The sequence below is a fragment of the Aquimarina latercula DSM 2041 genome, assembly GCF_000430645.1.
GTDB lineage: Bacteria > Bacteroidota > Bacteroidia > Flavobacteriales > Flavobacteriaceae > Aquimarina > Aquimarina latercula.
Genome location: NZ_AUMK01000004.1, coordinates 554,780 through 570,834, shown reverse-complemented (window position 1 = coordinate 570,834; position 16,055 = coordinate 554,780). Strand labels below are relative to the sequence as shown.

Here is a 16,055-nt window from a genome sequence, read left to right as displayed (position 1 = left end):
TTTAGGATACTTTTATAATGGAAACTTCTTTAATGTTTTTAGGAAGTAAAGGAATGGTTACTTTAAAGTATCCATGTTGGGTTTCGATATTTACTTTTTGATTGGTATAAAATGAATACCGTTTTTTTATATTCTTTAGACCAAGTTTTGTTGATTCTTCTTTCTGCGTTCTTACGTGTAGATTGTTTTGAACGATCAAACCATCTTTTTCTGTCGAAATTATGGTGACTTCTAAAGGTTTTTCTTTAGAATAGTAATTGTGTTTTAAAGCATTTTCTACTAACATTTGTAAGGAAAGGGTAGGTATAACAAAATCTTTTGGGTTAACTGTAATATGTGTTGTAATGCTTAAAGCTCCTTGATGTCTAACATTCATCATGAAAATAAAAGAATCTAAAAAACTTAATTCTTTTTCTAAACTCACTAAATCCTCTTCACGATTATCTAGAATGTATCGATAACAAGTTGCCAATCTAGATACGAAATCAGATGCTAAATCTCTATCCTCATACATTAAAGAGGTTAAAGTATTTAGGCTATTAAAAAGAAAATGTGGACTGATTTGATTTTTTAGGGATTTATATTTAGACGTCATAATCTCCTTCTGTAAATCATTCATTCTATTTTCCATTTCTTTTTTCTGTTGTAAAGAATGATAGAATAAATTGAAGATTATTAAAGCAAACCCTAGAATAGCCGCTCTAAAAAAATCAATTCTAAATCGCAACCAGGGGTCATCTGCATCAATTTGACAAATTTGATCAAATTGAAAAATAGCGAGATAATATACTAATGCAGAAATGGGAAGACAAATAGCTAAATTAATAACTAATATTTGTAATCCTTTTGTTAAATCAAGACCTTCACCATTATTTGATTGCTGTCTTTTTACCAGCCAATCATTACTTTCCCAGGCAAGCATAAATAAAAAAAATGCACTACAATAATAAAAAATGGCAGGAGCGTCAAAAATTGATTCCTTTTCTTCATGAACTATTGTTAGTTTGATTAAGAAATAAACCACATTAATTATAATGATCCTTATTCCTATTTTTTTTAATGTAGTTTTTTTTACCATAGAAATTATAATAGTACTGTTAAAGATACATAACTACGAATCAAATTGTCTAACACTTTACACCGAACTGTCAAAATAAGAGTTGAACTGTATGAAAAGTTATTTCGTTTGTAAATGTCAATTGATAAGTCAATAAAAAAGATCCAATAAGAGTTTTAGACAACTCAATTGATAATTTAACAACTCTACTATTTTAATTAGAAGGATTAGAATCAAGTTAGCAGATTTGAGTAAAATCAAAAAGGTTATGAAAAAATATATTTTCTTGTTTACTCTTTTATGTACAACGATAAGCTATTCACAAACTGGTGTTATAAAAGGAATTGTTTTGGATAAACAATCAGAAACTCCTCTAATCGGCGCCACTGTAGAGTTATTAAATACCGAAGAAGCTAATGGTGTTATTACAGATCTTGATGGTTTTTTTACTTTAGAAGGAGTTCCATTAGGAAGACAAGTAATTCGTGTAAGTTATATTGGTTTTGAATCTATAACACTACCGAATATAGTGGTTACATCTGGTAAAGATGCCGTAGTAAATGTAGCTTTGATTGAAGCTTTTGATAGATTAGACGAGGTAATAATTACATCTGATACTAATAAAGCCAGATCTATTAATAAATTAACATCAGTATCAGCAAGGCAATTTAGTTTAGAAGAAGTAACTCGTTTTTCTGGTGGAAGAAGTGATGTGGGTAGGCTAGCAGCGAATTTTGCTGGAGTATCAGCTCCTGATGATAGTAGAAATGATGTGGTAATTCGAGGAAATTCTCCTACAGGATTATTATGGAGATTAGAAGGAGTTCCGATTCCTAGTCCTAATCATTATAGTACATTGGGAACAACTGGAGGTCCTGTGTCTGCTTTGAATCCTAATCTGTTAAAGAATTCAGATTTTATTACTTCCGCGTTTCCGGCAGAGTATGGAAATGCAATAGGAGGAGTTTTTGATCTTGGCTTTAGAAAAGGAAATAAAGATGATTACGAATATACTGCTCAGGTAGGAATTTTTACAGGTATAGAAGCAATGGCAGAAGGTCCGTTAGGAAAGAATAATGGTTCTTTTTTAGTCGCAGGAAGATATTCGCTTGTTGGTTTATTAGGAGTTGGAGCAGGAGGAACTTCTGCTGCTCCTAACTATAGTGATGTGTCTTTTAATCTTGATTTTGGGAAAAGTAAATTAGGTAATTTTTCATTATTTGGTATCATCGGTTTTTCTGATATTGATTTTCTTGGAGATGATATTGATGAGGATGATCTGTTTGCTGCAGAAGATGAGAATTCTTTTGTAAAATCTAGATTTGGTGTGATAGGTTTAAAGCATCAAATTAATATTACCAACAAATCATATCTTAAGACAATTTTGTCTGGATCATTTACGGCAAATGATTTCGTTGCGGATCGATTTATAGATAAAGAGACTCCACAGGAAAGAGTTATTCGATATACAGAAGCTGATAATAAAGAAAACCGATTTACTTTCTCAACCCTTTATAACGTAAAATTAAGTAATAAAAGCACCTTAAGAACTGGAGTATTATTAGAGAATATTGGTGTAGAATCTTTGTTTCGTGATAGAACGGAACAACCTGATATTAATAATGATGGAGATCCAGATATATTTACTTTTAGAGATTTAGATGAAAACCTTACAATTATACAGCCTTTTATTCAGGGACAATTTAGATTAACAGAAAAGCTAACTATAAATGGTGGTATTCATAGCCAATATAGTACACTAAATGAACAATTTGTAATAGAGCCAAGAGCAGGATTAAATTATAAGATATCCCAAAATCATCGTTTGAGTTTTGGGTATGGTCTGCATCATCAGCCTGTTCCGCTACCTCTTTTGTTTTTAAACGAAGAAGTGGATGGAGAAATTCTACAAACAAATAAGGAGTTGGATTTTGTGAGAAGTAATCATTTTGTATTAGGATACGATGTGAAACTGGGCAATAGTTGGAGAGGTAAAGCAGAAATATATTATCAAGATATTGATAATGCAGCTGTAGAATCATTTCCATCTAGTTACTCTTCTTTAACAGAAGGAGCGGATTTTGGTTTTGATAATGATAGAACTTCTCTCCTAAATGAAGGAACTGGTTTTAATCAAGGAATAGAGCTTACGTTAGAAAAGTTTTTTAATAAAGGATATTACGGATTATTAACGACATCAATATTCGAAAGCAAATATGAAGGAAGTGATGGTGTGGAAAGAAATACTCCTTTTAATAATGGGTATGTTATTAATATGCTTGCCGGTAAAGAATTTGCTATGGGTAAAAACAAAAAAGATGTTTTATTTTTTGATACTAGAGTAACATTTTCTGGTGGAAGATATTATACACCTGTTGATCTGCCTGCTTCACAAGCGGCTGGTTTTGAGGTTTTGCAAGAGGATATTGCTTTTAGTGAACAAAATGACGGATATTTTAGGTGGGACGTTAAGTTTGGTTATAAAATTAATAGCAGTAAAAAGAAAACTTCTCATCAATTTTATGTTGATCTACAGAATGTAACTGCTAATGAAAATCTATTTGCAAGACGATATAATAGATTGACTAATAATATAGATGAGGTAAATCAAATAGGGTTTTTTCCCGATTTTGGATATCGTTTTGAATTTTAACATAAAAAAATCACCATGAACACAATGAGAACACTATTATTCACGTTTTCTGTTATTTGTAACTTGGCTTTCTGGGGGTATGGACAAGGAGATAATAATGATGTTAAGAAAGGATTTATGGATAGCCAATTATATGATATCGCATATTTGATTCAATTTAGAGACAGCGTAAATACCAATGTCTCTAAAGTGCCAGTTGCATGGCATCTGGATCATACGCTTAAGGTAGTAAACAGAATTCATAATATACTACAGAATTCTGATCCAACTGTCTACGAAAAACGTTTTAGTTTAACACGAGTTTTTTCATTTACACTTGGATATATCCCTAGGGGAAGAGCAAAATCCCCTGCAGCTGTTTTACCGCCTAATACTATAAAAACAGAAGATATATTATCTCAATTAGAAGAAGCCCGAGAAAACCTATCAGAACTAGAAAAATTAGATCAAAACGTGAATTTTATCCATCCAGTTTTTGGTCAATTAAATAAGAAACAAGCAAAACGTTTTTTGAAGATTCATACTAAACATCATTTAAAAATTGTACGAGATATTTTAGGTAAAGAATAAAACCTAGACCTGAGGAGAACTTTTAATAATCGAAAAACGTAATCAATAATTGTTTTAGTTACGTTTTTCGATTTCTAGAGCTCTTTTATAAAAAGCTCTAAAATCTTCTTTTTTATAGGTAGCTCGCATAGCAGAAAGGACGTCTAATAAAGATAAGCTATTCCATTCCCATAATAATGTATCAAAATTATAAATGTACATTGATTTTTCTACTTCATTTCGTATTTTAATAATTTCTGTTTCATTAAAATTATTCTCCTGAAGCCTAGTTATAAGTAGTTCTCCATTTTCTTTAGTTAACTCAGTATCTAGGTAAGGTTCTAAAATCCAATCCCAATTCCAGCTATAAGGGGACAAAGGAATGGCATTTCTTTCTGCAAATGCTTTTAATGTTTCCTTTTTCTCTGCAGATATAAAAACTATATCATCTTTTAGAAAGATTTTAATAGCTCCAAATTCTATGCCTATAGATTCAATTTCACTAGCGTGAACTAATCTTTCTGGATAGATGATTGAAGGCTCAAATGGATATTCATAAAACCAGATAGCATTTTCCTGTATTTCAGAATTTCCTATTCCACAAAATAGATTTTTTGCGAATAGCTTTCTATTGAAAATTGCGGATATGTTTTTGAAAAATTTCAATAGGGATAATTAGTTAAGCTTTATTTAAATTTAAGTTTTAATTCGCCATTCTCTGCTATTAAATCCCATTCTTTACAGAGTTGATCAAAATCTTCTTTTATTTTTTCAATATCTGCTAGATTCATTTTTGGGACTTTAATTCCATTAATGTTTTGAGCTTCCCAGTTTATTAATTCAATGAACTCTTCAGTTTTTGCAGCTCCAGAACCTATAGATTGCAAGTTTCTAGCCATAATTTCAGATAACCAGGTTTCTGCACCAAGACTCTTAATAACCTCTTTGTCAGATAACTCTTGAATAGTCATTCCTGATTGAATTTTTCCGTAAAATCCATCTCTTAAATTGAACCTTGTTTCAACGACATAATGAGCAATATCATGATTTGGGATTTCTGGTCCTAAATTTACAGATGTAGAAGTCCCATTTTCTCTTTTACAAGTCAGCATATTTCTATTTTTACCTTTTGCAATTATGATCTCCATTTCTCAAATTGTATAAACAGGTTTTTCTTGAGTAATCAAATCATTTATAGCATCCCAGAGTAAGATTCTTTTTTCTAGGGATTGTTTTGCCACTAGTAATGTTTCATTCCATTTTTGCTCATCTGTTCCGCATAGTTCTTCTATCATTTGAAGAGATAAAGGTCCATGTTCATCACCATCAAGTTCGATATGTCTCTCTAGATAGTATTTAAGCTTGTTATATGTATTGTTTTCGGAATCAGCCCGTTTCAATATTTCTATAAACATATCTGGGATAAGATCTTCTCGTCCGAATGTAAAAGAAGAAGCGACTAAGTGAGGTTTGTTAGTTTCAATAATAGAAAATGAAAACTTTACAAAATCTGCTACTCTTTTGTCAATGTTAATTTCATTTAATGAATATAAAACCGAGTGGCCAGATTCAATTTTTGTTATAAATTTATTAATTTCATTTGTATTTGCTTTTACTTGTTTCATAGCGTCCAAATACATTTCAAAATGACTTTTGGGCTCTCCCATTTCATTGATGTCACTTTCTTCTCCATGGACAATTTCATTTATAAACCTTGAAAGTGTTGGATTATTTGAAGGCGTCCAAGGAATTTGAACATTCGTTAAGTTTATTTGAAGGCTTTTTAAAAGTGACATAAAATCCCAAACTGCAAATACATGATTTTCCATAAAGGTTTTAATGTCATCTATTGTTCTCAAGTTTTTGTACAGTTGATGATTCTGCAACTGATTTCTCAATTCAGAAATTTCATTTTCTATATGTTGAATTTTATCCATTTTTTTGATAGCTATTAGTAATTCCAAAAATATCCAGTCTATACTTTTTATGTATGATTTTATTATAGACTTATATTATTGTTAGATATTATATGTTTATTAATAATTATGGTTGCAATATTGTTGTTGTCCATTCCTTATTGTTCAATTGAAAAAGAGTTCTATGATGAAATCTATTCGTCTTGAATTCCATAAACTCGATTCTAATAGGCTGTATAGCATATCCTCCCCAGTTTTCAGGTTTTACAACATCGTTATTTTTATAAATTGATTCAGCTTCATAAAACTTTTGTTTAAAAGTGTCTATACTTTCAACAATATTCCCTTGTTCACTAATTGTCGATATAATTTTAGAGTCTTTAGCTCTTGGTTTAAAATAAGATATAGCTTCACTATTACTTATTTTAGAAGCATTCCCTTGAATTCGTATCTGTCTTTGAGTAGTTTCCCACCAAAAAGTAATTGCTATTTTTGGAGATTTTTCGATTTCCATTCCTTTTCTGGATTGAAGTGGTCCAGTAATTATAAAGGCGTCATTTTTTAGCTCTTTTAGAGATACAAATCGAGCATTAGGATACTCATCTAATCCAATGGTAGATATACAACAAGCAGCAGGAAGACTGTTTGTGCTTTTTTCAAGCTCTTCGGCATACCACTTAGTAAATAATTGGAAAGGATCTATATTCATGAGTTTTTTATCAAATAGTGTTCAACTTCTGATATTCTTTTTTCTTTTTCTTGATCAGGTAACCAACTCGCTTTAAAACTATTTTTGACTAAATCAGCTATTTGCTTTTTTGAAAGATTTAAAGCATTTGCAATACCTATGTAATTTTCATTCATATACCCCCCAAAATAAGCAGGATCATCAGAGTTTACAGTTACAAGTAAATTTTTGTCCATCATTTTGACTATTGGATGTTGCTTCAAGTCAGAGACTACTTTTAGTTCTAAATTAGAAAGAGGGCATAACGTTAAAGGTATTTGAGAAGTAGCTAATTTGTCTACTAATTTGTCATCATCTAAACAACGATTACCATGATCAATTCGAGTGACTTTTAATAGTTCTAATGCTTCCCAAATGTAAGATGCAGGCCCTTCTTCTCCAGCATGTGCTACCGTAAGAAATCCTTCTTTTCGAGATTTCTCAAATACTCTCTCGAATTTTGAAGGAGGATTTCCTACTTCAGATGAATCTAATCCAACTCCACTAATCCAATCTTTGTAAGGCAAAGCTTGATCCAAGGTTTTAAAAGCAGAAGCTTCGTCTAAATGTCTTAGAAAGGATAAAATCAATTGATATGTAATACCTAGTTTCTTTTTTCCGTCTTCGAGAGCTGAGTAAATTCCTTTGATAACGGTATCAAAAGATATTCCTCGATCTGTGTGTGTTTGAGGGTCAAAAAATATTTCTACATGAACCACATTTTGTTCGCTAACTTTAGTAAGATAGGCCCAAGTGAGATCATAAAAATCTTGCTCTTCAATCAATACATTAGCTCCGGCATAATAGATGTCAAGAAATTCTTGTAGATTATTAAACTGGTATGCATTTTTTAAAGCTGCAACAGAGTCATAAGGAATCTTCTTTTGATTTCTTTTCGCTATTTCGAACATTAATTCAGGCTCAAAAGTTCCTTCTATATGTAAATGTAATTCTGTTTTCGGAATGCCTTCTATGAATCTTTCTATGGAAACCATATTCGTTCTAGTTTTTTAGTTTACTATTTAAGAAAATAACAGAGATCTGATTTTAAGAATATTGTCTAATGCATTATACTTTTTGATCCTGAATTTTAGCTTGTAACATCTTTATTTCATCTCGTAATCTTGCAGCAGTCATAAAATCTAGTTCTTTTGCCGCTTTTTCCATTTCTTTACGCACATTACGAATTCGAGCTTCTAACTGTTCTTTTGTGAAATAAGCAGTTTCTTCTTCTGCTGCTTGCAATGATGGAGCAGTCTCGAATTGATACGGTTCTACTTTTTTACCAGCAAGTGCATTATCCAGTGATTTTTTTATTGCTTTAGGAGTAATACCGTGTTTGGTGTTATAAGCAATTTGCTTTTCTCGACGATAATTAGTTTGATCAATAGTGTCTTGCATACTTTTTGTAATTTTGTCCGCATACATGATAGCTAATCCGTTGACATTTCTAGCAGCTCTCCCTATGGTTTGCGTTAGCGATCTATTATTACGTAGAAAGCCTTCTTTATCAGCATCTAAAATAGCAACTAAGGATACTTCGGGAAGATCTAATCCCTCACGAAGTAGGTTAACCCCAATCAATACATCAAACAGCCCTTTTCGTAAATCCTGCATGATTTCTACCCGTTCTAATGTATCTACATCACTATGGATATATCTACAACGAATATCAATTCTGGTAAGATACTTTGTTAACTCTTCGGCCATTCTTTTGGTAAGAGTAGTAACCAATATACGTTCGTCTTTTTCAATACGCTTATGCATTTCTTCAATTAAATCATCAATTTGATTAAGGCTTGGACGTACTTCTATAATTGGATCTAATAATCCTGTCGGACGAATAATTTGTTCTACATATGTACCTTCACTTTTTTGTAATTCATAATCTGCCGGTGTTGCACTGATATAAATTATTTGGTTCTGAAGAGCTTCAAACTCCTCAAATTTTAAAGGACGATTATCCATCGCAGCTGGTAATCTAAAACCATATTCTACAAGATTTTCTTTTCTTGACCGATCTCCTCCATACATCGCGTGTGTTTGTGGTATCGTTACATGACTTTCGTCTACGATCATTAAATAATCATCTGGAAAATAATCTAATAAACAGAATGGTCTGGTTCCAGGCTCTCTACCATCCAGGTAGCGAGAATAGTTTTCGATTCCTGAACAATATCCTAATTCTTTGATCATTTCTAAATCAAAATTAGTGCGTTCTTCTAGTCTTTTAGCTTCAAGAAACTTTCCAATCTCTTTAAAATATTCTACTTGTTTACCCAGATCTAATGCGATTTGATCGATTGCTCCGTGTAATATATCAGGAGAGGTAACAAACATATTAGCAGGATATATATTTAGGCGATCATATTTTTCTATAATTTCATTAGTTTGTACATCAAAAGCTTCTATTTCTTCTATTTCATCACCAAAAAAATGAACTCTAAATGCATCATCAGCATAACTTGGATAAATATCTACTGTATCTCCTTTAATTCTAAAATTACCGTGATGAAATTCTCCTTCAGTTCTGGAGTATAAACTTTGAACTAGTTTATGTAACAAGGCAGTTCTTGATACAAATTGTCCTTGTTGTATAGAGATTACATTCTTTTGAAATTCAACAGGATTTCCAATACCATATAAGCAAGAAACTGAAGCAACTACTAGTACATCTCTTCGCCCAGAAAGCAGGGAAGAAGTAGCACTTAATCTTAACTTTTCAATTTCATCATTAATTGATAAATCTTTTTCGATATAAGTACCTGTTGTTGGGATATATGCTTCTGGTTGATAATAATCATAATAAGAAACAAAATACTCTATAGCATTTTCTGGAAAAAACTGTTTAAACTCAGAATATAATTGAGCTGCTAATGTTTTGTTATGTGCTAATACCAATGTTGGGCGTTGTACTTCAGAAATAACGTTAGCCGCTGTAAATGTTTTACCAGAACCTGTTACTCCTAGTAATGTTTGGTATCTTTCTCCTGCTTCTAAGGCATTAACAAGCTGCTTTATAGCTCCAGGTTGATCTCCTGTTGGTTTAAAATCTGACTTGAGTTCGAACTTCATTATATATAGACTGTCTTTTCTGAATAAAGATAAAGAATACTACTATGATTTTTTATGATGAATCGAAGTTTTAGGGAAAGTTTATCGTATTAATGAAAAACTGCCTTTTCGTACTCTTCCATCACTAAGTTCTACCCTATACCAATATTCACTTGATGGCATAAGTGTTCCTCCATAAGTTCCGTCCCAGCCATTTCCAGATGGGACTAGCTGTTTTAACAACTTGCCACTTCGATCAAAAATATAAATAATCGAATTACCTAAAACCTGCGATGAAATTCCGCCCACGTTCCAAGTTTCATGGAAACCATCTCCATTTGGAGTAAAATATTTAGGAAAACCAACTACGGAAATAGCTTGAGAGGCTTCTGGTCCGCAACCATTTTTGTCTCTTACGTATACTGTATGGAATCCTGGAGGGACATCTGTAAAGATTGGACTATCTTGATACGTTCGGATATTAGCATCATTAAAAGCAATCGCATATTCGTAGTCTCCCGATCCTAAAACATTAATAGCTACCGTGTTGTTATCCAAAGCATCATTAATTTCAATAGGTTGTATAATAGTCGCTGGAGAAGAACTTGTAACTGAAACTATTCTATCCTTAGAACATCCGGTGATTTGATTGGTAATCGATACTGTATATGTTCCCGCTTGAGATACCCTGATACTTTCTGTAGTCTCACCATTTGGAGACCATAAATAATCAAAATTATTAGAGGTTCCAGATTGTAACCCTGAATTGATAGTTACATTACTACCTTCACACAAAAAAGCTTCTGCTGATTCCTCAATATCAGGTAAAGGGTTTACAAAAAGTGCTACTTGATTAATACCATAACATTGGTTTAGATTGTCTTCTATACGAGCATAAACAATATCCGTTCCTTGGGTTCCTGTGGTAGTGTTAGTATATGAGGTTATGAGATTAGTTTCGCTTAAAGCGTCATCAATATTTTGATAGTAGACAACTGATAAATTAGGGTTATTGATTCCAAAAAGTACTTGAGCATTGGCAAGTGTTAAATCGAATTCTGTAAAACCATCTTCAATACCATCATCGTCACATGCAGCTATAGAAGCATTATTGGCAGTAGTGATACTTACCTGAAGATCTAAAGTAACAATTCTAAAACAGTTATTGGTGTCATCAGTAACTCGAACAAATAGTTGTTGATTTGTTGTTGAATTCTGATAAGCATCTGTATTCGTAATTGAGGGTGCTCCCATATTAGCTGCTGTTAGGTCTTCAAAAAATGTAACTGTTCGATTAGGGTTGCCATTAGTGATTTGATCAATTGATTGATTGAGATTAAATAGAGTAATACCATCGGTTGGATTATTATATTCATCACATTGTGTAAGTGTAGAAGCATTTGCAACAGGAAGTGGATCAACTTGTAACTCAAAACTAGTGGTACTTAAACAAAGTAAGGAAGTATTTTCTTGAACTCTAACAAAAAGTGTTTGTGGATTAGAAATGTTAATATAAGGCGTTGTTTTATCAATAATATTTGTTCCTGCATCAGCGTCAGATTGAGATAGATGATAGGTTAATGTATAATCCGTTGGATTTAATCCATTAAGAATTTCTGAATCCTTATTACTTAATAAGAAAGAAACAAATCCATTTGTGTCATTACCATCATCATTAGTATCACATACTATAAATGGAGTAGGAATAGCTATAGGGGGACCAGGATCTGTTATTAAAAGAAAGGTGTCTACTACAAAGCATTCTGTGATTGTATTTTCTATTCTTACATAAATGGTTTGATTGTTTTGTGTACTGAGATAAGGACTTGTTAATGCCCCATTTCCTAGGCTGGCATCTTCTTCAGAAGCGTGATACGTAATAATGGTATTTATTTGAGTTCCAAGAATTGCTGCAGTATTACTTTCTAAATCAAAATTTGTCATTCCGTCATTAGGATCTGTAACGATATCACATTCTGTAAGGTCTAAACTAGTAGAAGTACCAGAATCATTTTGAGGGCTATCAGGCAGAAGTGCTGTTCCTGTAAATTCTAAATCAAAACCACCATTTTGCGAATAGTTATCGATTAATATGTAATATTCTTCTCCTGCAAGAGCATCTATAGATCTTACAAATCCATTTCCTTCACTACCAGGTCCCTCACTAGTTTCTGTTTCAGTGTCATTAAGTCCTGTTAAAGTAGATACTCCAGCCGCTGGAGGATTAGTAGATGAGCATCTAATAGAAGTACCGAGTGCATTACAGGTGACATTGGGGCCGTAAACAGCAAAATCATAATCTTCAGCAGCACTACTAGATTCTGGTGTTATGGTAAAGGCTAACGTTCCGGACTGGACTATATTCACTTTAATCCACAAGCTTTGACTTTCCACAAATGCGCAATCTGGAGGGAAATTGCCGGGTAAAGCAAAATCATTAGTACCAACTCCGTTAGAATTAAGCTCTAAATTTGTATTTCCACAAACAATAATGCTATTTATACAATCCGTAGGCTCGTTTTGTGCATATCCATTAAAGCATAATATAAAAAGTAATAAAGTGAAGTGTAATTTTTTTACCATCTACAATCTCTGTTAGGCCACGAATATACTAATAATATACCATAGCTTTATAGAAGAAGAAAAGGCTTGTAGATGTATTATCTTATCAAAGAGAAACTTCCTTTCCGAATTCTTCCATCACTTAATTCTACACGAAACCAATACTCGCTAGAGGGCATTAACGAGCCGCTATATGTTCCATCCCAACCATTTCCAGATGGAACTAATTGTTTTAATAATTTCCCACTTCTATCAAAAATATAAATGATAGAGTTTCCAAGTACTTGAGCAGATATTCCCTTTACGTTCCAAGTTTCGTGAAAACCATCTCCATTTGGTGTGAAATATTTGGGAAAACCAACTACAGAAATAGCTTGAGAGGCTTCTGGTCCGCAACCATTTTTGTCCCTAACATATACCGTGTGGAATCCTGGAGGAACATCTGTAAAGATTGGGCTATCTTGATACGTTCGGATGTTAGCATCGTTAAAAGCAATTGCATATTCGTAGTCTCCAGATCCTGAAACATTTATCGTTACTGTATTGTTGTCCGATGCATCATTAATTTCAATAGGTTGTATAATAGTCGCTGGAGAAGAATTTGTAACAGTTACCATTCTATCTTTAGAACATCCAGTGATTCGATTCGTAACTGAAACAGTATATGTTCCTTCTTGAGATACATTGATACTTTCTGTAGTCTCGCCATTTGGAGACCATAAATAATCGAAATTACTTGAGTTTCCGGATTGTAATCCTGAGTTAATAGTAACATTAGTGCCTTCACATAAAAAAGCTTCAGCTAATTCTTCAATATCTGGCAGAGGATTTACAAATAATTGCACTTCATTAATACCATAACACTGATTTTGATTGTCTTCTACTCTGGCGTAAACAATGTCTTGTCCTTGAGTTCCTGGAGTTGTATTGGTATAAAATACAATTTCATTAGTTTCACTTAGCGCATTTTCATTAGTTTCATAATATGAAACAGAAAGATTGGGACTTGCTATTCCGAGCAAGACTTGAGGGTTTGCTTGTGTAAGATCAAATTCTCTAAAACCATCTTCTATGCCGTCATCATCGCAAACTGCTAAAACAGCATCACTCGCGGATGTAGTACTTACTAGTAAATCTAAGGTAGTTGTTCTAAAACATCCCGTAATATCATCTATTACTCTTACGAATAGTTGTTGATTAGTAATTGTATTTATAAAAGTATTTGTATTTGAAATAACAGGGGATCCAGTTTCGGCAGATACCATATCTTCAAAAAATAATACTGTACGATCTGTTGATCCACCAGTAATTTGATTTATTGCTTGATTTAAATTGAATGATGTTATTCCGTCATTTGTGTTCAGATATTCATCACATTGTGATAGAGAAGAATTATTGGCAACGGGCAATATATTAACGGTTACAGGAATTTCTGTAGTATCAAAACAAGCTGTGTTCAAGATGTTTTCAAGTCTGGCAAATATAGAGGTCATCGTGTTAGATAATATCACACTTGTTGGATCTGGAAATGGATTCGTATTATTCTCGGCATCAATTAATGTAGCGTGATAACTAAGGTTGTAATCAGAAACATTTTGACTGCCATAAATGTCAGAATTGATTGTGGTTAGATCATATGTAATCATTCCATTGGTGTCATCTCCATCATCTGCATTATCACAAGCAACTATTGGACTAGTATTAAAAGCTGTGGGTCCATCAAAAATCTGTACCTGAAAACTAGATGTATTATAACAGACTATATTTTCTATATTCTCAATTCTAATGGCAATAGTTTGTGGGTTGTTTTCTGTTACGAAATTTCCAGATATCTCATTTATATCAGCATCAGCATCGGCAATCGATCTAAAATAACGAACTTGAAACTGACTAGGATCTTGCATTCCGAGAATAGAGGAATCATAAATAGAGAGATCTAAACTTGTTATTCCGTCATTATTATCATCACAGATGATTTCATTCATTGGTGTATTTTGAATGGTAGGAACTTCAAAAAATGTCACATTAGCAACACCAATTAAAGGGCAACTTCCATCATTTAGATCAACTTCTAATCTATAATTCCCAGTGGTTGTAATGTCTAGAAAATAAGGAGTGTTTGTGACTGCTACATCATTGATATACCAAGTATATGTGGCTGTAGAGATATCTTGATATTCAAGTCTAAATGTGTCTCCTTCACAAAGTAAAAGGTTTACATTATTTACGTCACCATTATTTATGATATCAATTGACTGGGCAAAAATAGATTGGATAAAAGGAGGAAGTCCTATTCTGGATCCTCTTCTTCCATCCGTGTTAACTAATAACCCTCTATCACTATAGTTGATATTTGTTGCTAATTCTTCGGGGTTTTCTATAACTCCAAGATAATTTCCAGTTCCAGAATCAAAATCATATAAAGCTCTGTAGATTCTACCGTCCGGTCCTAATTGCAATGCTCCCGCACTAAAATTAGAATTGTCTTGTCCATTCTCATTTAAAATTCGAGTGCCACTAGCGGCGATTTGGTTGTCGGGTAATGTAAGATCGAATTGCATAAGAAAACCATTGCCAAATCCTCCGTCTCCAATACCAACTGTAGTATATAAACGTTGACCACTTTGTGAAAATTCAATACCGTAAGGTGCATCACCATCATATAATTCTATCTCATTACTTACAATTCCTGTACTATTATCAAAATCATAAAACAATACTTTGCCAGGCCCATCACCTCCAGTTACAGTAGTCAATCCAAAATGAACTACAGCTAATTTATCACCTTCCGGAGAGGCTTTTAGGTAACCTAATGCATTACGACGGTATCCAGAAATAGGAACAGTAACTCCAACCTGTGATGTAACGGGAGTAGTGTTAACACCTGTTTGATCAACACTAAATGCATAATAGGTATCAATAAAATGAGTAATTACCCAAAAAGAATCACAATCGTCACTTTTTACCGCTGTTATTTTTTCTGAACATCTGTATAAGCTTTCTAAAGAATCAGAAGTATCATACGTTATTAGCGGAAGATTTTTTTGACCAGAAATTACAGCCCCATTTCCTCCATCTAACGACATATCTACTACCGAATATAATAGTCCATCATTTACTCCATCTCCATCATTGGTGTTGGAATCTCCATCTGCATTAAAATGATGAGGCTCATCTACAGTAAAAACAATATAAATATTAGGAGTGTTTGGCTGAGGGACAATCAATGCAGATGAGGTACTCGAAGTATCTCCTCTTAGATCTTCTCCATTTAACATGATACTATGATTCTGCGTATAAATAGTCGAACCATCTGTATAAAAAAGAAGATTTCCAGTAGCATCAGATATTGTTGTACATCCTTCTAAAGTACTTATCCTACCATCTGTAAGTGGAGTAGGAGGTGTAGTACTAAAGTTGACTCCCGCATTTTGTCCAAAATACCAGTTATTAGCTTCTCCTTGCGAAAATACTGAAGCTCCTAATAAAAGGAAAAAGATGAACGATATGTGTTTCATGAGTTGAGTTCCAAAAACC

Annotated in this window: 11 protein-coding genes; 2 read left to right on the top strand and 9 right to left on the bottom strand. The window is 33.0% G+C overall.

Annotation, left to right across the window (positions count from 1 at the left end; translation table 11 throughout):
- Position 1: 1 nt before the first annotated feature.
- Positions 2-1,078, bottom strand: coding sequence for a sensor histidine kinase (locus H526_RS30685; RefSeq protein ID WP_051336019.1), 1,077 nt, complete (start codon positions 1,076-1,078; stop codon positions 2-4).
- A 247-nt stretch (positions 1,079-1,325) separates the two neighbouring features.
- Here H526_RS30685 and H526_RS0106545 point away from each other — a divergent pair, with 247 nt between their 5' ends.
- Complete coding sequence (locus H526_RS0106545) at positions 1,326-3,710, top strand: TonB-dependent receptor (protein ID WP_027392259.1); 2,385 nt, start codon at positions 1,326-1,328, stop codon at positions 3,708-3,710.
- Between the two features lie 24 nt (positions 3,711-3,734).
- Complete coding sequence (locus tag H526_RS0106540) at positions 3,735-4,280, top strand: DUF1569 domain-containing protein (protein ID WP_158594414.1); 546 nt, start codon at positions 3,735-3,737, stop codon at positions 4,278-4,280.
- A gap of 54 nt (positions 4,281-4,334) precedes the next feature.
- Here H526_RS0106540 and H526_RS0106535 read toward each other — a convergent pair whose 3' ends face one another.
- The 8 genes from H526_RS0106535 to H526_RS0106500 all read right to left on the bottom strand — a co-directional run bounded on the left by H526_RS0106535 (position 4,335) and on the right by H526_RS0106500 (position 16,036).
- A complete protein-coding gene (locus tag H526_RS0106535; protein ID WP_051336017.1) occupies positions 4,335-4,925 on the bottom strand; it encodes a hypothetical protein in 591 nt (196 codons plus the stop codon).
- Between the two features lie 20 nt (positions 4,926-4,945).
- Positions 4,946-5,407: a hypothetical protein gene (locus H526_RS0106530; RefSeq protein WP_027392256.1), complete on the bottom strand. Its 462-nt coding sequence runs from the start codon at positions 5,405-5,407 to the stop codon at positions 4,946-4,948.
- Positions 5,408-5,410: 3 nt separating this feature from the next.
- Complete coding sequence (locus H526_RS0106525) at positions 5,411-6,196, bottom strand: DUF3050 domain-containing protein (RefSeq protein WP_027392255.1); 786 nt, start codon at positions 6,194-6,196, stop codon at positions 5,411-5,413.
- Between the two features lie 106 nt (positions 6,197-6,302).
- Positions 6,303-6,884, bottom strand: coding sequence for a pyridoxine/pyridoxamine 5'-phosphate oxidase (locus H526_RS0106520; RefSeq protein ID WP_027392254.1), 582 nt, complete (start codon positions 6,882-6,884; stop codon positions 6,303-6,305).
- Positions 6,881-7,897: an adenosine deaminase gene (locus H526_RS0106515; RefSeq protein WP_027392253.1), complete on the bottom strand. Its 1,017-nt coding sequence runs from the start codon at positions 7,895-7,897 to the stop codon at positions 6,881-6,883. Before H526_RS0106515 ends, H526_RS0106520 begins: the two co-directional genes overlap by 4 nt.
- Positions 7,898-7,970: 73 nt before the next feature.
- Positions 7,971-9,977: an excinuclease ABC subunit UvrB gene (gene uvrB / locus H526_RS0106510; protein WP_027392252.1), complete on the bottom strand. Its 2,007-nt coding sequence runs from the start codon at positions 9,975-9,977 to the stop codon at positions 7,971-7,973.
- 81 nt (positions 9,978-10,058) lie between these two features.
- Positions 10,059-12,539 (bottom strand): T9SS type B sorting domain-containing protein, encoded by a 2,481-nt coding sequence (locus H526_RS0106505; RefSeq protein ID WP_027392251.1) that lies wholly within the window; start codon positions 12,537-12,539, stop codon positions 10,059-10,061.
- A 77-nt stretch (positions 12,540-12,616) separates the two neighbouring features.
- Positions 12,617-16,036: a T9SS type B sorting domain-containing protein gene (locus H526_RS0106500; RefSeq protein WP_027392250.1), complete on the bottom strand. Its 3,420-nt coding sequence runs from the start codon at positions 16,034-16,036 to the stop codon at positions 12,617-12,619.
- Between the last annotated feature and the right edge of the window lie 19 nt (positions 16,037-16,055).

Bases quoted from the DNA above. Each gene is read 5' to 3' on its own strand.
- H526_RS0106505 (WP_027392251.1), bottom strand. From the start codon at position 12,539: ATGGTAAAAAAATTACACTTCACTTTATTACTTTTTATATTATGCTTT.
- H526_RS0106530 (WP_027392256.1), bottom strand. From the start codon at position 5,407: ATGGAGATCATAATTGCAAAAGGTAAAAATAGAAATATGCTGACTTGT.
- H526_RS0106520 (WP_027392254.1), bottom strand. From the start codon at position 6,884: ATGAATATAGATCCTTTCCAATTATTTACTAAGTGGTATGCCGAAGAG.
- uvrB (WP_027392252.1), bottom strand. From the start codon at position 9,977: ATGAAGTTCGAACTCAAGTCAGATTTTAAACCAACAGGAGATCAACCT.
- H526_RS0106525 (WP_027392255.1), bottom strand. From the start codon at position 6,196: ATGGATAAAATTCAACATATAGAAAATGAAATTTCTGAATTGAGAAAT.
- H526_RS0106545 (WP_027392259.1), top strand. From the start codon at position 1,326: ATGAAAAAATATATTTTCTTGTTTACTCTTTTATGTACAACGATAAGC.
- H526_RS0106500 (WP_027392250.1), bottom strand. From the start codon at position 16,036: ATGAAACACATATCGTTCATCTTTTTCCTTTTATTAGGAGCTTCAGTA.
- H526_RS0106540 (WP_158594414.1), top strand. From the start codon at position 3,735: ATGAGAACACTATTATTCACGTTTTCTGTTATTTGTAACTTGGCTTTC.
- H526_RS30685 (WP_051336019.1), bottom strand. From the start codon at position 1,078: ATGGTAAAAAAAACTACATTAAAAAAAATAGGAATAAGGATCATTATA.
- H526_RS0106515 (WP_027392253.1), bottom strand. From the start codon at position 7,897: ATGGTTTCCATAGAAAGATTCATAGAAGGCATTCCGAAAACAGAATTA.